This is a genomic window from Clostridioides sp. ES-S-0123-01, from assembly GCF_020658415.1.
In the GTDB taxonomy this organism is placed as follows: Bacteria; Bacillota; Clostridia; order Peptostreptococcales; family Peptostreptococcaceae; genus Clostridioides.
In genome coordinates, this window is the sequence record NZ_JACVWD010000004.1 from 404,638 (window position 1) to 428,489 (window position 23,852).

A 23,852-nucleotide genomic window follows, 5' to 3' on the forward strand; every position below is an offset into this window, starting at 1 on the left:
TTACTCTTTTTTAGTAAAGTATGCGAAAATTTAACATTTAGCAGCTACTAGAAAAGAGTAATATTTTTTATAAATTTTTAAAAAATACAAAATACAAAAGGAGGAGATTTATCGTGAAAGCAGCAGTATTACATGGCACAAATGATATGAGATTTGAAGATATAGAAATAAAACCATGTGAAAGTGATGAAGTAAAAATAAAAGTTATGGCAGCAGGAATATGTGGGTCAGATCCTCCAAGAGTATTAAAACATTGGAAATATCCAGTTCCAGCTATACCAGGACATGAATTTTCTGGAGTAATTGCAGAAGTTGGTAAGGATGTAAAAAATGTAAAAGTTGGAGATAGAGTAGTTGCGATTCCTTTTATACCTTGCAATGAGTGTGAATATTGTAAGAGAGGGTTATTTTCATTATGTGATGACCATGGTATGTTAGGAGCTAAAACTTTTGGAGCTTTTGCAGAATATGCAAACATAAAAGCTACAAATGTTTTACCAATAGGAGACATGGATTTTGAAGATGCCGCTATGATAGAACCACTTGCAGTTGCTATGCATGGAGTACTTAATATAGGTATCCAAGTTGGAGATACTGTAGCTGTAATGGGTAGTGGAACAATGGGTCAACTAGTAATACAAGGACTTAAGATAGCAGGAGCTGGAACAATTATAGCAGTTGATATATCTGATAATAAATTAAGAGAATCAAAAGAATTAGGTGCTGATATAATAATTAATGCTAAAGATGTAAACCCAGTAGAAAAAATAAAAGAACTTACTGGTGGAAAAGGTGTTGATATAGCACTTGAATGTGCAGGCTCTAAAATAACTCAAGAACAATGTTTACTTATAACTAAAAAGAAAAGTAAAATAGGATTTTTAGGAATAGCATATTCAGATATAACTTTATCTGAAGAAGCATTTGAAAATATATTTAGAAAAGAACTAGAGTTAAAAGGTTTCTGGAATTCTTATTCTGCACCATTCCCAGGACAAGAGTGGACTAAAGGAATCACTCTAGTTAATGAAGGAAAAATAAAATTAAAAGAAATGGTATCTCATAGATTTTCACTTGAAGATACTTATAAAGCATTTGAAATGATAAGAGATAGAAAAGAAGAATTTAATAAGATATTAATTTTACCACAAGGGGTTGAAAAATAAATGAAGGCAGTAGTTAAAACTAAACCAGGTTATGATAATGTAGAAGTATTAGAGGTAGAAGAGCCAAAAGCTACAGGAGATAAAGTTAAAATAAAAGTAGAATACAGTGGTATATGTGGTTCAGATATACATTCATTTAAAGGGGAGTATGCAAATATAAAAGCTCCAGTAACTTTAGGTCATGAATTTTCTGGAATTGTCGTAGAAATTGGTGAAGATGTTAAAAATATAAAAGTAGGAGATAGAGTTACATCAGAAACTACTTTTGCAACTTGTGAAAAATGTATATATTGTGCAACTAAAGACTACAATTTATGCCCAACTAGAAAAGGTATTGGTACTCAAGCAGATGGAAGTTTTGCTGAATATGTATTATCAAGAGAGGAAAGCATACATGTACTTCCTGAAAATGTATCTTTATTATCAGCAGCTCTTACAGAGCCACTAGCTTGTTGTGTTCATGCAGCTCTTGAAAAAACTACTATAGAAAGTGATGATACAGTATTAATAATAGGACCAGGGCCAATAGGTTTACTATTAGCTCAAGTTGTTAAATCTCAAGGTGCTACAGTTATAATGTCTGGTGTTACAAAAGATAAAGAAAGATTAGAAATAGCTAAAAATCTTGGAGTAGATAGAACTGTAAACGTAATGGAAGAAAGTCTAGCAGATGTAGTAAATGAAATGACTGATGGAAATGGAGTAAATAAAGGATTTGATTGTTCTGGATTTATGCCAGCAGTTAATGAAGCTTTAAGATTACTTAGAAAGAAAGGAACTTTCGTACAAGTTGGGATATTTGCCAAAAAACTAAATGAAATGGATCAAGAAGCAATAATTCAAAGAGAGTTACAATATATTGGAAGTAGATCACAAAAACCAAGTTCTTGGATTATAGCATTAGATTTAATGGCTAGTGGAAAAGTAAATACAGAAGCATTAGTTACAAGAACTGTTGGTTTAGACGAATTTAAAGAGGGTATTACAGCCTTAATGAACGGAGAAGAAATAAAAGTTGCAGTAAAATCTTAAAAAAACATTTGTATTATTTTAAAAAAAATTGTAAAATCTACTGTAGGATAAGAAAATGTAAGGTCTTAAAAAATAACAGGAGGAAAAAAGTATGAGCACTCTTAGAGATCATTCTAATAATATTAGAAAAAACATAATAAAAATGGTTGCAGAAGCTAAAAGCGGGCATCCAGGTGGTTCATTATCAATAGCTGACATGTTAACAGTGTTATATTTTGATAAAATGAACATATGTGTAGAAAATCCAAAAATGGATGATAGAGATAGATTTGTTCTATCAAAAGGTCATGCAGCACCAGCTTTATATGCTACATTAGCAGAAAAAGGATTTTTCCCAGAAGAAGAATTATTAACACTTAGAAAGTTTGGTTCTAAGTTACAAGGACATCCAGACATGAAAAAAGTAGCAGGAGTAGATATGTCTACTGGTTCTCTTGGACAAGGTTTATCTGCTGCAAATGGTATGGCACTAGCTGGAAAATTAGATAATAAAGACTATACAGTGTATACTATATTAGGTGATGGAGAAATCCAAGAAGGTCAAATATGGGAAGCTGCAATGACAGCATCACATTATAAATTAGACAACTTAATTGCATTTGTTGACTTAAATGGATTACAAATAGATGGTTCTAATGAAGAGGTAATGAATGTTAGTCCAGTAGATGACAAATTTAAATCTTTTGGATGGAATGTAATACTAATAAATGGACATTGTTTTGATGAAATAGGAAATGCAATAGATGAAGCTAAAAAAGTTACAGGAAAACCAACAGTAATAATAGCTAAAACTGTAAAAGGTAAGGGTGTTTCATTTATGGAAAATAATGCTGCATGGCATGGAACAGCTCCAAATGCAGAACAAGCAGAACAAGCATTGAAAGATTTAGAAGGAGGTCTATAGGAATGGGAATAGCAACTAGAGAAGCTTACGGACAAGTGTTAAAAGAACTTGCAGAAAATAAAGATATAGTAGTATTGGATGCAGACTTAGGAAAAGCTACAAAAAGTATATCATTTAAAGAAGTTGCTCCAGATAGATTTTTTGATATGGGGATAGCAGAAGGTGACATGATTGGTACAGCAGCAGGTCTTGCTACTTGTGGAAAAATACCTTTTGCAAGTACTTTTGCAATATTTGCAGCAGGAAGAGGCTATGAGCAAATAAGAAACTCTGTAGCATATCCAAACTTAAATGTTAAAATAGCAGCTACTCATGCAGGAGTAACAGTAGGAGAAGATGGAGGAAGCCATCAAGCTATAGAAGATATATCTTTAATGAGAGGTATACCAAATATGGTTGTATTAAATCCTGCAGATGCCTTAGAAGCAAGACAAGCAATATTTGCATCTATTGATTATAATGGACCTGTATATATAAGATTAGGTAGAGCTGCAACTCCAGATGTAAACAGTGAAAACTATAAATTTGAAATAGGAAAAGGAACTGTTTTAAGAGAAGGTTCTGATATAACAGTGATAGCTACAGGAATAATGGTAGCAAAAGCATTAGAAGCAGCAGAAGAACTTGCTAAAGAAGGTATAAATGTAGAAGTTGTTAATATATCTACAATAAAACCTTTAGATGAAACATTAATAAAAGAAAGTGCTAAGAAGACTGGAAAAGTAGTTACAGCAGAAGAGCATAGTATAATTGGTGGTTTAGGTTCAGCTGTATGTGAAGCTTTAGCAGAAACTAAAGATGTAGTAGTTAGAAGAATTGGTGTTAAGGATGTATTTGGTCAATCAGGTACACCAGCAGACTTATTAAAACATTATGGATTAACTACTGAAGATATAGTAAAAAATATAAAAGAATTATTATAGATGTAAATATCATTGAATAATAAATTGGTTTGATATAAATCAATTAAAGCTGTCTTAAAAATAGAAAGAAATTTCTACAATGGGACAGCTTTATTTTTACGATAATTATAAAATTTTATATAAAGAGGGGTGCTTTTTAATGAAAATATCTATTGGATGTGACCATGGTGGTTACGAGTTAAAGGAATTTATAAAAGAAAACTTAATAAATAAAGGTATAGAAGTTGAAGATGTAGGAACAACTTCAAAAGAAAGTGTAGATTTTCCAATATATGCAAAAAAAGTAAGTCAAAATGTTCAAAGTAAAAAATCAGATTTAGGTATACTTTGTTGTGGTACAGGAATAGGCATGTCTATTGCTGCAAATAAATTTAAAGGAATTAGAGCAGCAGTTGTGTCAGATTGTTTTTCAGCTAAAGCCACGAGAGAACACAATAATACAAATGTACTTTGTTTAGGGGAAAGAGTTATTGGAAAAGGATTAGCAATGAGAATTGTTGAAGAATGGTTAAATTCAAGTTATAATGGAGAAAGACATGCAAGAAGATTACAAATGATTGATGATATAGAAAATGAAAACTTATAAATAATGAAAATTTATATCTAAGGAGGAGAATTATGTCTATTATTTGTGCTTCAATAATGTGTGCAGACCAAATGAATTTAAAAAAAGAACTAGAATCTCTTGAAGAAGCTGATGTAAAATTGCTTCACTGTGATGTTATGGATGGAATATTTGTCAAAAACTTAGCTATGGGACCAGAACTATTAAAATCAATAAGTGAAAATACAACTATACCTTTAGATATTCATTTAGCTACAGAAACTCCAAATAAGTATATTGATATGATGTCTTATATAAAACCAAAGTATATTTCTTTTCATGTGGAATCAAGCACAGATGTAAAAGCTGATATACAAAAGTTGAGAGAATATGGAATAGGGCCAGTATTAGCGATAAGTCCTCAAACTAGTGTAGATAAAATAGAAGAATATATAGGTTTAGTTGAGGGTATCTTAGTAATGACAGTAAATCCAGGATTTGCAGGTCAAAAATTTAATCTATCTGTTTTGGATAAGTTAGATAAGCTTACGGAGATATTAAAAGATTATGATAATCCTCCATTTATAGAAGTTGATGGAAATATAAATAAAGAGACCATTAGACTTATGAGTGGCAAAAAAGTCGATATATATGTTGTAGGTACTTCAGCTTTATTTAATGACAAGCCTCCAATTTCATATAAAGAGAAGATAAAAGAATTAAAAGAAAGTATAAAATAGTTAATAATAAAATTATAAAATATGCATATTTAAATAATGTAAATTTTAAATAAGTTAGGAATTTTATAATCTTTAATAAAAATTTTAATTGAGTAAGGAGAATGTTTATGGGTGACATATACAAGCTGCAAAATGGAACGGATATTAGAGGAATAGCATATAAAAATGATTCTAAGGAAGTTAATTTAACTGTAGAAGAAGTAAAAAAAATAGCTAAAGCATTTCATATTTGGTTAAAAGAAAAAACTAAAAAAGATAAAGTAACTGTTGCAATAGGAACTGATTCTAGAATAACAGGGAGTCAATTTAGAAATACTGTTATTGAAACCTTGATTAATGATAATTGTGATGTAATTGATTGTGAGATTGCTACAACACCAGCAATGTTTATGACAACTATCATGGATGGATACCACTCTGATGGTTCAATTATGATTACAGCTAGCCATTTACCTTATTACTATAATGGGTTAAAGTTTTTTACAGAAAATGGTGGTCTAGAAAAAACAGATATAAAAGAAATGTTAGATATAGCTGTTAAAAATGATAGTGTACAGTCTGAAGGAGTAGATAAAAAAGGAACAGCTGTAGTAAAAAATTTAATAGAAGATTATTCTAATTTATTGATAGATAAAATTAGAATAGGTGTAAACTCAAGTAAAAACTATGAAAAGCCTTTTTCTGGACTTAAAATACTAGTTGATGCAGGAAATGGAGCTGGAGGGTTCTTTGCTGAAAAAGTTTTACACATACTGGGAGCAGATACAACAGGTAGTCAGTTTTTGAACCCAGACGGTATGTTTCCAAATCATATACCAAATCCTGAGAATAAAGAAGCAATGGAAAGCATCTGTAAAGCCGTATTAGATAATAAGAGTGATTTAGGAATAATATTTGATACAGATGTAGATAGAGCTGCTATTGTAGGTAAAAATGGGAAACCAATAAATAAAAATGCTCTTATAGCTGTTATATCATCAATAATATTAGAAGAACATCCAAATACAGCCATAGTAACTGATTCTATTACTTCAGAAGGTCTTGCTAAATTCATAAGTGAATTAGGAGGAAGACATCATAGATTTAAAAGAGGATATAAAAACGTAATAAATGAAGCTATAAGATTAAATAGTGAAGATGAAGAGTGCCATTTAGCTATAGAGACATCTGGACATGCTGCTCTAAAAGAAAATTATTTTTTAGACGATGGAGCATATTTAATAGCTAAAATTTTAATAAAAGTTGCAAAACTGTCTTTAGAGGGAAAAACTATAGAAGAATTGATAGAAAACCTTGAAGAAGCAAAGGAAGAAAAAGAAGTTAGAATAGGAATCAATAAAGAAGATTTTAGACCATATGCAGAAGGTATACTAAAAGAATTAGATTCTCATGTTAATAATGTTGATGGATGGTCTGTTGCACCAAATAACTTTGAAGGTATAAGAGTCAATTGTAATGAAGCAAATGGAGATGGTTGGTTTTTACTTAGAATATCATTACATGAGCCATTGTTAGCTTTAAATATTGAATCAAATAAAGTTGGTGGAGCAGAAGAAATTTACTCTGAATTAAAACTTTTCCTAGAAAAATATGACTTAAAAGGTCTTTAGTGTTAATAAAAAACATATACTATATTAAAGAATGGATGTAAATTTATACCTAAGATTACAAATATTACAAAATTGTAATCTTAGGTAACAGAGATGTAACTGATTATGGAAACTCTATGTGATATTATAAATACAGAGAGATGAAATACATGATGATTTATAGAGAAATATAATTTAAAATGTATTAATATCGCACTAAAAGGTATAATCAAATAAATATGTAAATATAAACCCCAACATTTAGAAAGAGACCTCCAAGGAGGTTTTTTTCTTGTTTACTTCTAAAAAAGCATAAAAAATATATTATGTATAGATATAAATTTTTTTCTTTAAACAAATACACAATGTCATGATATAATAACTTTATTAGAACGATAAGGGGATAATAATATTATGTTTAAGAACAAATATGTTGAACGTGTTGAGCAGTTTATAAATGCATATTTTGTAGAGAGGGATGTGAAAAAATGTATGTCTTTTTTTCACAAAAATATATGTTGGATTGGTACTGGAAAGTTTGAAGTAGGGAATAGTATTGAAGAGGTAGAGTATTTATTAGAAGAGTATGTAAAACAATCACCAGATAGTTTTATTTTAGAAAAGTTATGGCTAGATAGTAAAGAATATTCAAAAAATTCACATACTGTATTTGGAGAGTATCTAGTTTGTAAGAAAACTAAAAAAGGCTATAATTTTCAAGTAGAAATAAGAATAACATACTTATGTGTTGAATGTGAGGGAGAAATATTAATAAGTAGTGTTCATAATTCTGTTGCAAATGATTTACAAAAAATAGGTGAGTATTTTCCGATAAGTTTAATGGAAGCTGAAAATAATAGACTAGAGGCCATTATTAATGAAAAAACAAAAGAAATAGAAGAGCAAAGAGTTATGTTGTTAGAGGCAAACAGAAAACTTCAGCAACTGGCTATTACGGATGAATTAACTGGTTTATTAAATCAAAGAGCCATTATGGGAAATATAAAATATACTGTTAAAGATAATTCTAAAAATTATGCAATAATGATAATCGACATAGATAATTTTAAACATGTAAATGATAATTATGGGCATCTAGTGGGAGATGAGGTTATAAGAGTGATGGCTTACATCATTCAATCATTTAAAGATTACTATCTATTTGCTGGTAGATATGGTGGAGATGAATTTATTGTTTTGACAGAAAATATAGAAAAAGCAATTCATATTGAATCTAAAGTTCATAATAGTCTACTTAAATATAATTTTAAAGAACTTCAATATAAAATAACTGTAAGCATTGGAATTTCTGAATGGATAGACTTTGATTCCTTTGAAGCATTTTTAAGCGAGGCAGATAAAAAATTATATAAAGCTAAAAAATCAGGAAAAAATAAGACTATATATTAGAGCAAGTATATAAAAATAAGTATATATGTATATTAAAAATAGTTTTATGATTTTAATAAGGTTGTAAATTACAAGTTAACTATTTATAGCATGTAATTTAAAATAAAAATTATTTTGCAATTTACAACCTTATATATTTAATATTAATTAATTTTTTTAAAAGCAAGGGTTACCTTAAATAAATCAGCATCTATAATTATTTCCATAGTTGCATTTTGTAATTCAATTATATTTTGAGAAATTGATAAGCCCAGACCAGAGCCATCTGTATTTCTGGATATATCACCTCTTCTAAATCTTTCTATTAATTCTTCTGGTTTTAGATTTAATTTATCATTTGAAATATTTTTAAAGGTTACTATTATATTTTCATCTTTTATAAACATATCTATGTAAACTCTAGTATTTTTCATAGAATATTTTAGTATATTACCAATTAGGTTTTCAAAGACCCTCCAAGTCTTTTTTCCATCTATCATAGTAAATACAGAGTCTTCTGGTGTTTCTATTATAAAATCTAAATTACTGTTTTGAATTTTATCTTCAAGTTCTACTATACTTTGAATTAAGAGTTCTTTTATATCAGTCTTTGTTATATTAAATTCAACATCACCACTACTAAGTTTAGAAGCTTCGAATATATCTTCTATCAATAATTTTAATCTTTGTGATTTTTTATCTAAAATATTTATATAGTCGTTTATAGTTTCTTTATCAAGGTCGTTATTTTTTAACATATCTACATAACTTAGTATAGATGTAAGTGGAGTCTTTAAGTCATGAGATACATTTGTTATAAGCTCAGTTTTCATTCTTTCACTTTTTATATTAGCATCTACAGCAGCTTCAAGACCATCTGTTATATTATTTATGCTTTTAGATAAAGCAGATATTTCATCATCTCCTATCACTTCCAACTTATATTTTAGATTTCCATTTTCAATGTTTTTTATATTTTTTGAGATATTATTTATGTAATTAAACTTAGTAGATAAAAAGTTGTATATATAAGAACAAGCAATTATACTTACAAGTGTAAATAAAACCTCTATAACTATAGCATTAGCGTAATATATACGCATAAATAATACTAAAGCTATGTACTGAATAACTGCTTGTATAACTATAGAGATTAAAAATGCTATAGCTAGTTTCTTATTTATAGTTTTTCTATTATATCTGCTAACAAGATCTGAAAAGAATCTACATGTTATAGACATATCTTTTGGATTGTAGCCACCATGCTTTATGTTTTCATATATTATATAAATTACAGATAGAATAATAAAATTAAATACAATTAAATTTGTATTGTAGAACATTTTAGTTTTTGTAAATATGTAAAATCGTAATGCTAAAAGTATTAAAATTAATATAAGTGTAAACTCAATCTTTACATTGGAAAAGAAAGTGATAATGTTTTCTAAGAATTTAACTTTATTTTGGTTATTTTTTTTATAGAATATAAAAAATAATATAGCCAATATACAACTTAATAATGCAATACCTTCACAAATAAATTTCAAATTTGTTTTTGATAAATACAAAGGAGGCCCAAAGTAGTAAAAGCAAGGTATAGCTACCTCATTGTATAAATATTTAAATTCATTAATATCAATAAAGTTATTATTTAAATCGTATATTGTCTCAAATAATATAGAAAGCGATAGAAATAATAGTAATAATAAAATAAATTTTGCTCTTGAATCATTAATAATTAAGTTTTTCAATTTTGTAACCAATACCCCACACCACCTTTAAATATTTTGGTTCTTTTGAATTTACTTCAATCTTTTCTCTAATTCTTCTAATATGAACAGCAACAGTTCTTTCGCAGCTATAAGCATCTTCGTTCCAAACTTTTTCATAAATCTCATGAGAAGAGAATATTTTTCCTTTTCGTGATAGGAGAAGAACAAGTATTTTATACTCAAGAGGTGTCATTTTAACTTCTTCACCATCTAAAGAAACTATTTTTGTATCTGTATTTAGCTCAAGACCTCCACTTTTTAAAATATAATTAGTATCATTTGAATTGTTTGTATTACTAAAATCTCCTAAGTTTATATATCTTCTAAGCTGAGATTTTACTCGTGCAGTAAGTTCGAGTGGATTAAATGGTTTAGTTATGTAATCATCAGCACCCATATTAAGGCCTATAATTTTGTCCATATCCTGTGATTTTGCAGATAAAAGTATTATAGGAATATTCTTTTTTTCTCTTATCTTGAGAGTAGTCTTAAGACCATCTAAATTGGGCATCATTACATCCATTATTATTAATTTAATATCATTTTCAATTAATATGTCCAAAGCTTCTAACCCATCATATGCTTTTAAAACGTTAAGATTATCAGGTTTTAAATAGAATTCTATAGCATCCACTATTTCCCTATCATCATCTACAACCAATATATTTTGATTCACTTCATTAATCCCCCTCGAAATTTTATTTTTAATCAATTTTTATTTTATACTAAAAATTGGTTTCAGAAAACAGTAAGTATATAAATTGACTAGCTCTAAAAATATATTAACAAATATAAATAACAAAGGAATTTCATAATTATTAAGAATTTATAACAAATATTTATTTTAAAATAAATATTTGTTATAAATTAGGAGTGTGGAGTATAGCAGGAACATTTTTATCACTTAATAATTTATCAAAAGATTTGTGGTCAGATTTATAACCAATACCCTCTCTACATTCTGATTCATCAATAAGTTTATATTGTTCACATGCATTTTTAACTTTTTCATAGTCCTCAATAGAATGAGCTTTATAAACTATCTTGTTGTTAAAACTTATTTCATGAGCAAACTTAGGTTTTACAAAGTATTTGGCATCTTTGATTTGACCAGAGTTATATAGACCTTGAATAACAGAGCCATTTTTTATGTGTTGTAAATGGTCATCTAACTTGTAAGTATGTGCTATATGGGTTACACTTTTAAATTTTTTTTCAAAAGTAATTGCAATTTCTTCCATAGAGTTAAAATTAGTAGTACCATTTACATTTTTTTCTGGTAAGATTATTATGTTTTCTCTTTTTACTCCTAGATTATTAAGAGAAGCTAAGAACTCTCTATTTCTGTATTCTGATTTTTGGCTATCTGTAAGAGTTTCATATTTTTTATATCTATCAAAAACAGATATACCACATCCAGTAGATACTAAAACCACAAATACATTATTTTGTCCTCTTTCTTTTACAGCATTTACAATAGCACTACCAGCCCACAATACCTCATCATCTTGATGTTGAACATAGAAAACAACATAATCTTTAAACTTTCTATTACTATAATTAACATAGCTATTAAAACCTGTTAAAATCAAGCATAAAACTAAAATGATAGATAAAATTCCATACTTATTTATAGTAAACTTCTTGTTTTTAAGAGTCATTTAATCATCTCCTGAAAAGCTGTCTTACTTATATTATCAATCAAAGTATTAAAAATTATTTCTTAAAAATCAAAAAATATAGAGTAGATTAATGGAATAAATTTTTTTGTTAACTAAACTAAAAATTAAAAAAATTTATATAGAAGTAAGAAAAAAGAAGGGGTGGTTTATTGGAATAAACTTATAAATAAGCTAAATATCTACTTAACGTTTTATGAATTATTGAATCTAAGCGTACGTGGCACAAAGACTATTTTTTCATTGCTTTCATTTAGTGAGGTATTAAGTATTTAAACTAAATTCAAAGGCGTAAATTTGGTATTATTAACGCCTTTGAAAATTTAGATACTGTTATTAATTTGGTTTGTTTATATTACTTTATATAGTATACTAGTAAAATAGTATTAACCTTAATTACACAACGATTTTAATTGTGCTTTTAAGAATAATGTTATATTTTTAAATATAGTTCTTTCATCAAGATCATTTACATATATATCTTCAATACATGAATCTACAATAAATTCCTCACATAAATCCACTTCTATGTCTAACTTAGGATTATATCTGTAACCATTTATTGTAACTACTGGTCTTCCAGGTGGTGAAATAACTATTCCTTCTTCATATGTCAAGCATTCAAATTTGGCATATGGAATTATATATGCTAAAAATGGTACTTCATAATGTGCAGAATGAACTGATTGTTCATCTACTAGAGCAGTATATACTATTTTCTGTTTTAATAAACCATTTACTATTAGTTTTCTTCCATTTAAGCATGTTCCTTCAGCATTTTGTAGTATTGCAAATGCACTAGTCTTGTCACAATCGATTGGTATTCTACTTAAACTTTCAACAAGTATAATTAATATACCATTTTCTCCAATTAATATCTCAAATGAAGGTGTAATGATATTATTAATTATTGTTTGTAAAGTTGTTATTAATATTTCTATTAATGGTCCTTCAAGTGTACTAACTGTTTCAAATATATCATTGATAACAATTTGTATAGATTTTAGTAATCTTATTAAATCATCTGTTCTGCATATTATAGAATTAAGAGATTCGCATACTATTCTTGCTATATCAGTTTGAATTGTATTTAACAAATTATCAATATCAAATAAAATAGAATTCACAGATGGTTGAACTAAATCTAGTAATCTTTGTAACTTAGCTAATAAAGGATTTATAATCTCACCTAATCCAGGTATTAAAGGTATAGCATCCTTAATTGTTGATATTAAATCATTTATTCCACCAATCAATGTATTAATTGTTGTCTGTATATTTGCTGCTAGAAACGCATCTAATATAGCTTCTATTTTATTCAATATATCCAAGCTAATATATAAATTATATGATTTATATGCAAATGGAGTTTCTATAAGTTTTACTGAAGTAATTGTTGCACTTGCATAAACTTGATCTATATTTTCTATATCAGGTTTTAATCTTGGGATGGGAAGTATCTCAGGAATTGAAATCTCTGTCCAATTTAAGTTTTCTTTTTTACATCCATTCATATTTAATTTTGATACATCACATATACCTAAAGTTTTGATATTAAAGTCACATTCACAAGTTTTTTTATTACATCCCATTTTTATTCCTCCTCATTTTATTTAAATTACTTAACATATTTTTGATGCCTTTATAAAAATAGTTGTATTTTTAAAGACACTTCTTTCTGATAATACACATGCATATATGTCCTCTATATATGCTGTTATTTTAAATTGTTGGTATAGTGGTGTATTTTTCTCTATTATTATAAATACTGAAAATGGTATATTAAAATCTGCAGAATGAACTGATTGTTCACCTAGTGCTGCTGTATAGATTATTTTTTGTCTTAGTAGTCCCTCTATTATTAGTTTTTTTCCTGTCAAATTTGTACATTCTCCATTTGGTATAGTTTCTCCTGGGATATAGTATCCATTACATGAGCTGTATCCGTTTACTAAAGGTGTTTTTATTACTCTTTGAGATATTATATCTACACAAGAATGTACTTCAACTATATCTTCTATATTTGGCTTTTGTGATGGTATATCTACTGTTTCTGATACAAAAAACTCTGTCCATTTGTTTTTATCTTCAGGACAGGGGCATTGCAAAACTTTTTCTATTTTTGATTCTGGATAGACACCAACAATATTTAATATCTTATCATCGCAACAGCATTTATCATGGAATTGATAAGATGTGCCATTTGTATAATTAGAATTTAACATTTCCTCTACTCCTTATTTTTATAATTTTATAATGTATTTCTTGGTATTGCATATAATAATAATGTTGTATATTTCGAGATAGTTCTTGCATCTAATAGGCTTACAGACAAATCTTCTATACACGCATTTACTTGATAGTCTACATCAAGTGAGTCTAATTTCATTGATTTTGTGCCCTTATTAAAAGTAATTTTCTGTGGTATAACTATATAGCTTGAAAATGGTACATAAAAATGTGCAGAGTGAACTGATTGAGATCTTTCATCAGCTGTATAAGATATTTTTTGACACAATTCACCCTCAACAATAATTTTTCTTCCTGTAGAGATTTTTCCTTCTAAGTTTGGTATAAAATCACAATTAGCATCTAAAGGTGATACAGGTGTTTTTACTACTTTTGTTCTCAATATATTCACTGATACATTAACTGAATTTATCTGTTCAATATCTGGTTTTTGTATTGGGATACTTAATGTTTCTGGTATATACATCTGAAACCAATAAGGATATTGACTTATAACCTGTGTAACATCGTCTATGTCACATAAACCGCTTACATCAATTAAATCCATATTACAAGCACATGCATTACTATTCATATTTATCTCTCCTTATATAATTTATTGAAAGTTTTTACCTCTCAATATAATTTATTTAAATTTCGACTTTTTGTTACATGTTTTTAAGATTTTTTATTTTTTTAGCTTTTTTATAACAATATATGATTTTATATCATATATAAAATGTATATAGAAACTTTAATCTCTATATAATTATAAAATTAAGGAGATATTTATATGAATGAAAGTATTTTAAAAACTGGAATTACACCCTTAGAAGACTATCCAGATAACAAATGTATGAAATACTATAAAGAATTTATAGAAGATGATATACTATGTGTTCCAACACAAAAACCAGATATAGAATGTATTAATGAAGTAAGTGTAAAGATATGCATAGAAGATAAGGAGATTATTAACACTATACTAGGGCCAAAATTAGTTATAAAAGGATTTAAAAATATTAAGGTTATATATACAGGAGATAATTGTCAGCAGTCTCTTCATTCTGCACATTGGAGTATACCATTTTGTCAATTTATCTTGCTAAAAGATTTGAGGTATGATAAGTGTGATAATATTATAGAAACTATTTTTGTTGGAATAGAGAATATTTGTGTAAAACACTTTGATTGTAGAATGATTGATTTATCACTATTATTTATAATTTGTCCACAACTTCGTAATTGTAATAATTGTAAATGCTGTAGAAGTTATTGTATGCATAATCCAAATTTATGCTATTATGATAATGATGACTGTTCAGATAGTTGTAATAATGTTACACAATGTAAATATAGTCTTAGTGATAAATATAATAGTAAAATTAGATACAAATAAATATTTAAATAAGAGGCAATAGGTATATTTACATATATTTATTGTCTTTTTATTAAATTAAAGTCAGTTTATATAAGAGAAAATTTAACAATTACTATAAATAGATATATAATAAATTAATATAATATAGTATTATTAAACTTATAATTGTTACTATTTGAGTTAAAATATTGGAAAAAATTATATATCAGTAAATTTAAGATAATAAAAAAAGACCTCAATTACATATAAAAATAAGGTCTTTTTATAGATTTCAAAAAAGTAAAAATATTATAGATTTTTACTTATACAAAAGAAGCTATCTCTTTTAGATTTTTAAACCTATTGAAGTAACTTCTTCTGTATTATAGTTTGTATATTATTATAAAATATTTCAAATAGCTGAAAAGTCATATTATTTGTATTATTCTATATATTTAGCTATCAAAATATATTAGATAAAAATAACAAGTTCTATTATAGTTAATAGAGCTTTTGAAAGATTTTATTTTGTATAAAAATAAGATTTTTAGTAGTTTCTATTACATTTACATTTTTTTGTATAGCATTGTTTTTTGTACTTATCAAAGCATTCTTGTATATCATTTTCATAATTGTTTATATAAGATGAGTTTTCATGATAAATATTACAATAGTCACAGCCGTGATGTTCATCATGTTTACATTTTTTTGAACCACATTTTATAAATGCAATGGCTAATTTAATTAGTTCATCAATTAACTCTTCTATTTCATCCAATTCTTTTTCTAAATCACAAATTAGACAATCGCAGAAAGAAGATCTTACATCTTTTTCATCATTGCATGAAATGCAATCACTACAGAATATTAACAGTATAATTATTTTAGCTATAATAGATATTATTAAAAGTATAATTTGTACCAATAAGCAAAATAATTTTCCTACTAAAAATTCACAGTTATCATTACAACTTATTTGTCTTATAGCTTCAGCTAAACACTCAGACAATCTAAAAGCTCTTTTTAATTCTTCTCTAAGTTTGCAGTTTTTTACAGAATTAGAATCTATTAGAGATTCTAATTCTTCGGAAAGTTCATTTAATATGCCATTATCTAAATTGAAACTTAAATCTTTCTGAAAATCTAATTTAACTTTTGCATCATATAAATCATAACTTTCGCCAACTAAAAAATATTTTATTATTCTCCATATTTGACAAGGTGTTAAATAAACTCTTGTATTTGCATCTAAATATTTCTCCTCTGTTAATCCAATTACTAATTTCATTAAATCACTAGAATATGATTCTAAATTATTTTTATAATATTCTAAACTCTTTGTATTATCCACTCTTTACCACTCCTATATATATATTAGGATAAATTCAATATCCTAATATATATATATGACTTGAGTATATTTATGATACAAATAAAAACAAAATTTTACATTAATATATATAAAAATACTATTTTTAATTGAATTATATAATTTTTTTATGTTTTGTATAAATATATGAATAAACATGTGAAAGAACTTTTATGCAATAGAGGTATAATAACTAAATTTAAGTATCCCTTAGATATAGATAAATTTATAAATTGTAATGGTGATAAATAATAATTTTGTTGTAAATGAAAATGATGTATAGAAGGCATTAACTAATATTATAGAAGTATTAGATTCTAAAAATAAAGAAATTAGGGTAAATACAAATATATTAAAAGTCTAACTTATTTCAGACTTGAATAGAAACAAAGTTATGTACGAAATGAAGGCAAACAGCAGTCCATGTGTTCTTTGATTTCGTACTTAAATAAAATCTCAAAATTATATCATGTTTTAATAAAAAATAAAACTGTGAATGCTAGAAATATATTTTAATTAATTTTTTAACAGAATAGTATTTAAAAGTAGATAAAACTAAAAAGGGTTTTCTAGAAAATAAGGTCTATTTAATTATACTTACTTACCAATACCATCACTTGATGCAAACAAGATTCTACTATATTTTCTCCGTATTCTAGTATAAAATCATCTAACTGTGTATCTATAAAATCACAATAATCATATGAACTACCAATATAAGCAGTTAACATATGTGTACATCTATCCATTTTATCTCTAAACATATATTATTATCCCCCTAAAAAACTTTCATAAAAACAAAAAGAAAAATATCTTTTTGGCAACTGGCTGACATAACTTATAATATACTTTACAAGTCTTAGTCCCTATAGCTTTGCGTCACTAAATTTCTCTAGTTTTGCCGATTTGGTTTTATTCTACAACTACAATAATACAACAGAATTAGTTATTATTCAACATGATTGTTTGAAAATTGGATAAATTTATAAATATGAACGTCATTTTACTTAAAAAAAACATACTAAATATATAGATTTTATGGTAAAAATTACCTGTATCAATTATGATTAGAAGCTTCTATTATTAATTTGAACTAGACAGAATTTGAGGGAGTGACAAAATGTGGAAGAAGAAATATTAATAGAACAGTTAGTAAGAGCAGAATTTGTGGTAATGTGCTATCTATGGGAAAAAGATTCTTTGATATCTAAAAAAGAAATAATAAGAGACATAAAGCAGATATATGGATGGCATAAGAGTACAATAAAAATAATATTAAAAGGATTAATTTGTAAGGATTTTTTAGCTAGAGATATTATAAAATTTCAATCGCATTATAAAATAATAATAACTAGTGAAGAGTATGATACTTTCAAGAAAAAAGTATTAAAATCTACTAAAAACAGAAAAATTATACGTTCTCTTACGACTACACATAAGTCCATAAGTAAACAAAAACTATATTATTTAGAAGAGTATTATAGGAATTTTGAAGAATGACTTGGAATAAATTGCAAAAATATTTATATAAATTCTCTTGTTTAGAAAACTTTATTGAGATAGAATTTATATATATATAAATCAATAATTTAAAAAATGAAAATGATAGATAATTACATAATAAAAACAATGAAGGTATGAAAGTATAAGTTTTTGTACCTTTATTTTATTTATTATTCTGAACCTATTTTAAAGATAAAAAATGTAGATAATATATCATTAATTAAAAAATAACAAAGAAATTTAAATTATGAGAGGTATATTTATAGAAAATAATGATATTAAACTTACAATATGTATATTTGCTTTTGTAATTGGAATAATAGTGTTATTTTGCTGTATAGCCTTAGGGCAATTTAATATAGATTGTATTATGCGACAAAATGGTGGAACAATGGATACCAACCAATACAATGTATATTTAGAACAATCTATTTCACAATATAGAAATTTTGGTTCTATATTGGATTTACTAGGAGGAATAGGAATACTGTTTGATAAAAGTGTTAGAAAAGATTAAAAGAGTAAAAATATTCTTAGTGATTATATTGTTGGTGTAATTAATACTAATAGAGATTAGAGTAAAGATATATAAGAATAAAGAAGCACCTACTTAAATGGTAGGCGATTTTGTTTTGTTCAAATTTGCTTAGTTAAATATATAATAGGTAAAATATGTAAGAGTTATAGGTTATAATATTTTTAGCAAGAAGATGTAATATACAATTTATAGAGTGGAGTTCATACAAAAGATTATCCTCCCAACGTATAGAAGGGAGGTGAATATGTATGGATAATTTTTTACAAAGCATACTAGCAAGTTTAGTTGCCAGTTTAATAGTTTACTTAATTAGTAAGTTATTTAAAAAAGTAAAAAGCCACTCTGGCAGGAGTGACTTTAGTTTTGAACTAAAAATCAAGTTCAAAAAGAATAAACATTAGTATTTGAACTTCACTCTACGTCTAAATAGATTGTAGTTCTTCTTGCTTTTATTATACCACAAATTGGTACACATATTCAAAAATAATATTATTATGATATAATAAAAATATAGAAGTTTTGCAGTGTGCGATTTTTCTACTAAAGTATAGTTTAACAGTTGGAATATAAGGTGTTGAGAGACTTTGATAAGTGTTATCAATTGCACTATTAGCCACTCACTGCAAATTTAAGAGAGTTGTATATGTGTAAGTATTGGAAATGATCAATTTATTTTGGGTTTTTTCTAAAGACAAAGCTTTTGCATCAGAATTGTTTGCATACTTTCCATCAATTCTATCATAATTATCTACTGCTACTATAGGTTTATGTGACAAATACTCAGCTACTCTCATTTTATCAATATCCTTTTATTTAAAAATTTTATTAAATTCATTCTAATAAACAATATAATAAATGCCAATAAAATAAATAAATTTATTAGTAACATATTTAGTAATTATATTGAAATAACTAGATTATATAAAAAATACAACTAAGGTATATGAAATTCATATAGGTTATATGGTAAAAATTAGATGGATATGTTCAGCTAAATTCTCTTATTTGAAAAACTTTAGTGATAGTGGATGAAGATAAATTAATTGAACTCGAAGAATATTTTAAGAATTTGAAATAAAAAAATGACAAATAGATACATAATAAACAAAATGAAGGTATGAAATTATAACTTTTTCTACCTTCATTTTGTTTATTATTCTGAACATGTTAAAAAAATGAAATAAGTTTATCTTCTGTTTATATAAATTTTAATAGGATATGTATAGTATATAGTAGATAGGATGTATAAAAATTGAATTTAAATAAGTAGCTATTATTGCAGTGAAATAAATGCTTCTAATTATATTCGGGAGGAAGAATGGTGGAAGAAAATTAGTAAAATATGATTCTTCCACCATTCTTCCTCCTAGAAAATAAAAACTACTCAATAAGAATTTATATACATTAATTCAGCTGAATCCAATCAAAATACTTAAATGAAAGTAATCTGAAAACAACATAATTCAAATTAATTAATTCAAATAAACCTCAATTTATCTTAAATCTTAAGAAATATTTAAGATTTAGGATAATATTTTCTTAAGATTTATATTCTATTATATAGATATAAAGAAAAATTATAAAAATGTAAGATAATACAATATAACAATTTAGTCATTATTGAGAAAGGGAGTGAAAGATATTGTATAATAAATATAAGGATTATTATACAATAGAGGAAGTGAAAATATGTACAATATATTAGTAGTAGATGATGATAAAGAGATTGTTGATTCAATAGAGATATATCTTAAATCAGAAGGATTTAAAATACATAAAGCATATGATGGAATGAAAGCATTAGAAGTAATAACAAAAAATGATATCCATCTAATCTTAATGGACATAATGATGCCTAAATTAGATGGAATCAAAGCAACTGTAAAAATACGTGAAGAAAGAAATATACCAATAATTTTAATCTCAGCAAAAAGTGAAGATACAGATAAAATAATGGGATTAAACATTGGAGCTGACGATTATATAACAAAACCATTTAATCTATTAGAACTTGTAGCTAGAGTAAAATCAAACTTAAGGCGATATGTAACCTTAGGTAACTATGAAGATACATGTAAAGAAATTTTAAAAAGTGGGGCTCTAGAGCTAAATACATTGACAAAAGAAGTTAAGATTGATGGCGAAAATATAAAAATGACACCAATTGAATATAAAATAATTGAACTTCTTTTAGAAAATAAAGGACGAGTCTTCTCGATAGATGAGATATACGAAAAAGTATGGAATGAAGAAAGTTTTAATTCAGAAAATACAGTAGCAGTACACATTAGACGAATAAGAGAAAAGATTGAAATAAATCCAAAAGAACCAAGATTTTTAAAGGTGGTGTGGGGAGTTGGTTATAAGATTGAAAAATTTTAGCGGAAAACTTATGAAAGAAAAGAGTTTAATATTTAATTGCATTTTGATTTTAGTCGTTTTTACTTTTACACAAATATTAGGAATTCTTATATGTTTTAACTTCTTCTCAAGTAGCTTAGTGTACTCTATGGGAATTATGCTTGTATTGAATTTTATTTTATATAAGATATTGACGATGTAGATGAGGTGAACAACTTGGAAAAATATAGAGCATTAAAGTTAGTAGCATTAATAATAGTATCTATTTCGTTTCCATTAGCTATACTATTTGCATCAATAGGACTTGCTGAACCTAAACACAATATACAAAAAACTTCTACAAATAGTGGAATTTTTCGAATATCTGATGATTTTTATGACAGCAATATATTTGATGAAAGTACAATTCAAGATTTATTATATAATTTGAAACTATCTGTAAGTAGTGGATACACCAAAGAAGAAAAACTTAAATTAAATTATGAGGATTCAAAATCAGAAGGAAACGGAAAAAATGTTGCTTTAAATAATGATTATGATAACTTTGTAAATGATAAACTATCATCTATAGAATACTTAGACTCTTTAAAAAATGTAAAAATGTATATTAGAAATACATATACAGGAGAGTATTATACGAACACAATATATAATGATTTAGATGAATTTAAGCAAAACATAAAGGGTTATTGTGATGTAGAAATAATAGAAGGAGTAGAAAAAAGTTCCTATACTAAAAAACTAAATGGAAAAAAATCTGAATTAAATAATATCGATTTAAAACTAAATGGTATGGATAAAGCTTTTGAAGCCTATGTATCTTTTCCTAAAGAGTTAAGTATTGAAGATGGAATTGTATACAATAACTTTGAAACGTTTAAGCAAGCTACAGAAAAAGTGCAATTATTTTTTGTAGCTAGTTTAATTTTAGCTATTATATGTTTATTGTCCATTATATTATGTAAACGAATTAAATACAAGGCATTAAAGAAAGACAATGTATTTTTATTAATATACAATAAAATACCTATGGAATTTAATGCAGTAATAATAGTTACCTCAATAATACTTCTATTTCTGTATGTTATTGATACATCCTATGATATTTATATTATATTACTAATTTCTATAGCATCATTACTAATTTCAAATAATATATTTTTTATAACTGTTCAGTTAAGTCATTTAGAAAATAAAATATGTATATTTAAGTCAAGTATTATAGTAAGGGTGATTTTATGGTTAATAAAAACTGTAAGGGAGGTCATTAACGCTATAAAAAAAGTATCTTTAGCAAGAAAAGTTATTGGTATAGTAATAATATCTTTGGTTTTAACAATTGTAATTAGTGTTCAAAGTGTGAGCCTAGGATTGTTATTTTCTATATGTATATTTTTGGGTTTTGCACTTTATATAACCAAAAGGCTTTCTTATTTGAGTTATGTTATAGAAGGTACCGAAAAAATAAAAGATGGTGAATTAGACTATAAGATAAAAATTAGTGGAAATGATAATTTTACATCTTTAGCAGAAAATATAAATAATATTGGAGAAGGTCTGGATAAAGCAATAGAAGAACAGGTAAAAAGTGAAAGGATGAAATCTGACCTTATAACTAATGTATCTCATGATTTAAAAACTCCACTTACTTCTATAATAAATTATGTAGATTTAATTAAAAAAGAAGATTCTATACAACCAGAATATATAAACGATTATATAAATGTACTAGAATCAAAGTCAAAGAGGTTAAAATTATTGATAGAGGATTTATTTGAAGCAAGTAGAGTAAGTAGTGGAAATATAGAGTTACAAATTAGTAAAATTGATTTGGTGCAACTCTTAAGGCAAAGTATAGGTGAACTAGAAGAAAAGTTATCTACAAATAATTTAAGTATAAGACTAAATGTTCCAAATGAAAAAGTGTATATATGGGCAGATGGAAGAAGAATGTATAGAGTTTTTGAAAATCTATTATCAAATATAGCTAAATATTCTTTAGAAAGTACTAGAGTTTATATAGATGTTTATGAAAATGGTGAAAATGTAAAGGTGGTTATGAAAAACATATCTTCATATGAGTTAAATTTTGACCCAAGTGAAATTATGGAAAGATTTAAAAGAGCTGACGAATCAAGAAATACTGAAGGTAGTGGGTTAGGACTTGCTATTGCAAGAGATTTAGTAAACTTACAAGGTGGAAAATTCTATATAGAGATAGATGGAGATTTGTTTAAAGCAAATTTAGAATTTCAAAAATATGAAGAAGAAGTAAAGATAGATTAAAATAAAATTTCAAGATATAATATAATTTTCACAGAAAAATTAAGATATTGAAAGGTTTCTTACAAAACAATTATATAGGTACTTTTAAAGAAAGGAATACTTTTAATTAATTTTATGAGAATATAGATATATTTGTGTAAATATATTTTTCTTATTCAATATTACTGGAAATTTTGATATACTCCCTTTATAAGTATACAGTTGAAATAATAACAACTGATGCTATGAAGGGAGTATATTTTTATGTCATGAAAATCTAAAATAGATTTTGAAATAAAAATTAAATCATTTGAAATGTATTGTTTCGCCCCACTCTTGTTGTTCAAAAATGATAGTAACTGAAAGATTATAAGATAATTTAGATATTTCTTTTAAAATAAATTCTCAATCTCCTTTATTCAAAATATTTGACATACATACTGTACGTATGTTATATTGATGATACCAAATATAAAGGAGATTATTTTT

General features: G+C 26.2%; 23 protein-coding genes and 1 riboswitch. Of the genes, 14 read left to right on the forward strand and 9 right to left on the reverse strand.

The genetic code is table 11. From position 1 onward, the window contains the following. Positions 1 to 113 precede the first annotated feature (113 nt). The 8 genes from IC175_RS11760 (at position 114) to IC175_RS11795 (ending at position 8,308) form a co-directional block, all read left to right on the forward strand. On the forward strand, positions 114 to 1,166 hold the full coding sequence (locus IC175_RS11760) for a galactitol-1-phosphate 5-dehydrogenase (protein WP_227432710.1): 1,053 nt from the start codon (positions 114 to 116) through the stop codon (positions 1,164 to 1,166). After that, positions 1,167 to 2,198: a zinc-binding dehydrogenase gene (locus tag IC175_RS11765; RefSeq protein ID WP_227432711.1), complete on the forward strand. Its 1,032-nt coding sequence runs from the start codon at positions 1,167 to 1,169 to the stop codon at positions 2,196 to 2,198. Between the two features lie 91 nt (positions 2,199 to 2,289). Then, positions 2,290 to 3,102, forward strand: coding sequence for a transketolase (locus IC175_RS11770; protein WP_227851540.1), 813 nt, complete (start codon positions 2,290 to 2,292; stop codon positions 3,100 to 3,102). 2 nt (positions 3,103 to 3,104) lie between these two features. After that, positions 3,105 to 4,025, forward strand: a complete 921-nt coding sequence (locus IC175_RS11775) for a transketolase family protein (protein WP_227432713.1) — start codon at positions 3,105 to 3,107, stop codon at positions 4,023 to 4,025. Between the two features lie 139 nt (positions 4,026 to 4,164). Continuing rightward, entirely contained in the window at positions 4,165 to 4,611 is a 447-nt protein-coding gene (rpiB, locus tag IC175_RS11780; protein WP_227432714.1) for a ribose 5-phosphate isomerase B, read from the forward strand. A 32-nt stretch (positions 4,612 to 4,643) separates the two neighbouring features. Continuing rightward, a complete protein-coding gene (locus IC175_RS11785; protein WP_227432715.1) occupies positions 4,644 to 5,309 on the forward strand; it encodes a ribulose-phosphate 3-epimerase in 666 nt (221 codons plus the stop codon). Positions 5,310 to 5,416: 107 nt separating this feature from the next. After that, on the forward strand, positions 5,417 to 6,919 hold the full coding sequence (locus tag IC175_RS11790) for a phosphomannomutase/phosphoglucomutase (RefSeq protein WP_227851541.1): 1,503 nt from the start codon (positions 5,417 to 5,419) through the stop codon (positions 6,917 to 6,919). Between the two features lie 393 nt (positions 6,920 to 7,312). Then, positions 7,313 to 8,308, forward strand: coding sequence for a GGDEF domain-containing protein (locus tag IC175_RS11795; protein ID WP_227482787.1), 996 nt, complete (start codon positions 7,313 to 7,315; stop codon positions 8,306 to 8,308). A gap of 143 nt (positions 8,309 to 8,451) precedes the next feature. Here the strand turns inward: IC175_RS11795 and IC175_RS11800 are convergent, their stop codons facing one another. The 6 genes from IC175_RS11800 to IC175_RS11825 all read right to left on the reverse strand — a co-directional run bounded on the left by IC175_RS11800 (position 8,452) and on the right by IC175_RS11825 (position 14,562). Continuing rightward, positions 8,452 to 10,050, reverse strand: coding sequence for a sensor histidine kinase (locus tag IC175_RS11800; protein ID WP_227851542.1), 1,599 nt, complete (start codon positions 10,048 to 10,050; stop codon positions 8,452 to 8,454). After that, the gene (locus tag IC175_RS11805) at positions 10,019 to 10,735 is read right to left on the reverse strand and encodes a response regulator transcription factor (protein ID WP_227432719.1); all 717 of its coding nucleotides are present in this window, start codon (positions 10,733 to 10,735) and stop codon (positions 10,019 to 10,021) included. Before IC175_RS11805 ends, IC175_RS11800 begins: the two co-directional genes overlap by 32 nt. A 184-nt stretch (positions 10,736 to 10,919) precedes the next feature. Beyond that, positions 10,920 to 11,720 (reverse strand): PIG-L family deacetylase, encoded by an 801-nt coding sequence (locus tag IC175_RS11810; RefSeq protein ID WP_227432720.1) that lies wholly within the window; start codon positions 11,718 to 11,720, stop codon positions 10,920 to 10,922. A 410-nt stretch (positions 11,721 to 12,130) separates the two neighbouring features. Beyond that, positions 12,131 to 13,330, reverse strand: coding sequence for a hypothetical protein (locus tag IC175_RS11815; RefSeq protein WP_227835371.1), 1,200 nt, complete (start codon positions 13,328 to 13,330; stop codon positions 12,131 to 12,133). A 30-nt stretch (positions 13,331 to 13,360) separates the two neighbouring features. After that, the gene (locus IC175_RS11820; protein WP_227432722.1) at positions 13,361 to 13,963 is read right to left on the reverse strand and encodes a DUF3794 domain-containing protein; all 603 of its coding nucleotides are present in this window, start codon (positions 13,961 to 13,963) and stop codon (positions 13,361 to 13,363) included. Between the two features lie 26 nt (positions 13,964 to 13,989). Next, positions 13,990 to 14,562 carry a DUF3794 domain-containing protein gene (locus tag IC175_RS11825; RefSeq protein WP_227482784.1) on the reverse strand — a complete coding sequence of 191 codons (573 nt, stop codon included), beginning with the start codon at positions 14,560 to 14,562 and terminating at the stop codon, positions 13,990 to 13,992. 198 nt (positions 14,563 to 14,760) lie between these two features. Here IC175_RS11825 and IC175_RS11830 point away from each other — a divergent pair, with 198 nt between their 5' ends. Continuing rightward, positions 14,761 to 15,366, forward strand: coding sequence for a DUF3794 domain-containing protein (locus tag IC175_RS11830; RefSeq protein ID WP_227835372.1), 606 nt, complete (start codon positions 14,761 to 14,763; stop codon positions 15,364 to 15,366). Between the two features lie 508 nt (positions 15,367 to 15,874). Here IC175_RS11830 and IC175_RS11835 read toward each other — a convergent pair. Then, positions 15,875 to 16,678: a hypothetical protein gene (locus tag IC175_RS11835; RefSeq protein ID WP_227851543.1), complete on the reverse strand. Its 804-nt coding sequence runs from the start codon at positions 16,676 to 16,678 to the stop codon at positions 15,875 to 15,877. A 605-nt stretch (positions 16,679 to 17,283) separates the two neighbouring features. Then, positions 17,284 to 17,460, reverse strand: coding sequence for a hypothetical protein (locus tag IC175_RS11840; protein ID WP_227824125.1), 177 nt, complete (start codon positions 17,458 to 17,460; stop codon positions 17,284 to 17,286). Positions 17,461 to 17,512: 52 nt separating this feature from the next. Then, a riboswitch (cyclic di-GMP riboswitch) is annotated at positions 17,513 to 17,609 on the reverse strand. A 209-nt stretch (positions 17,610 to 17,818) separates the two neighbouring features. Between IC175_RS11840 and IC175_RS11845 the strand changes: the two genes are divergently transcribed. The 3 genes from IC175_RS11845 to IC175_RS11855 all read left to right on the forward strand — a co-directional run bounded on the left by IC175_RS11845 (position 17,819) and on the right by IC175_RS11855 (position 19,138). Further along, positions 17,819 to 18,196 carry a BlaI/MecI/CopY family transcriptional regulator gene (locus IC175_RS11845; RefSeq protein ID WP_227851544.1) on the forward strand — a complete coding sequence of 126 codons (378 nt, stop codon included), beginning with the start codon at positions 17,819 to 17,821 and terminating at the stop codon, positions 18,194 to 18,196. A gap of 250 nt (positions 18,197 to 18,446) precedes the next feature. Then, entirely contained in the window at positions 18,447 to 18,716 is a 270-nt protein-coding gene (locus IC175_RS11850) for a hypothetical protein (RefSeq protein WP_227830700.1), read from the forward strand. 269 nt (positions 18,717 to 18,985) lie between these two features. Further along, positions 18,986 to 19,138 carry a type I toxin-antitoxin system toxin gene (locus tag IC175_RS11855; RefSeq protein ID WP_227851545.1) on the forward strand — a complete coding sequence of 51 codons (153 nt, stop codon included), beginning with the start codon at positions 18,986 to 18,988 and terminating at the stop codon, positions 19,136 to 19,138. Between the two features lie 216 nt (positions 19,139 to 19,354). On the opposite strand, the gene IC175_RS19685 is transcribed toward IC175_RS11855, so the two are convergent. Further along, on the reverse strand, positions 19,355 to 19,531 hold the full coding sequence (locus IC175_RS19685) for a DUF6530 family protein (protein WP_227851546.1): 177 nt from the start codon (positions 19,529 to 19,531) through the stop codon (positions 19,355 to 19,357). An 895-nt stretch (positions 19,532 to 20,426) separates the two neighbouring features. Here IC175_RS19685 and IC175_RS11865 point away from each other — a divergent pair. Both IC175_RS11865 and IC175_RS11870 read left to right on the forward strand, forming a co-directional pair. Continuing rightward, on the forward strand, positions 20,427 to 21,119 hold the full coding sequence (locus IC175_RS11865; protein WP_227432729.1) for a response regulator transcription factor: 693 nt from the start codon (positions 20,427 to 20,429) through the stop codon (positions 21,117 to 21,119). Positions 21,120 to 21,314: 195 nt separating this feature from the next. After that, positions 21,315 to 23,384, forward strand: a complete 2,070-nt coding sequence (locus IC175_RS11870) for a sensor histidine kinase (RefSeq protein ID WP_255615847.1) — start codon at positions 21,315 to 21,317, stop codon at positions 23,382 to 23,384. Positions 23,385 to 23,852 lie beyond the last annotated feature (468 nt).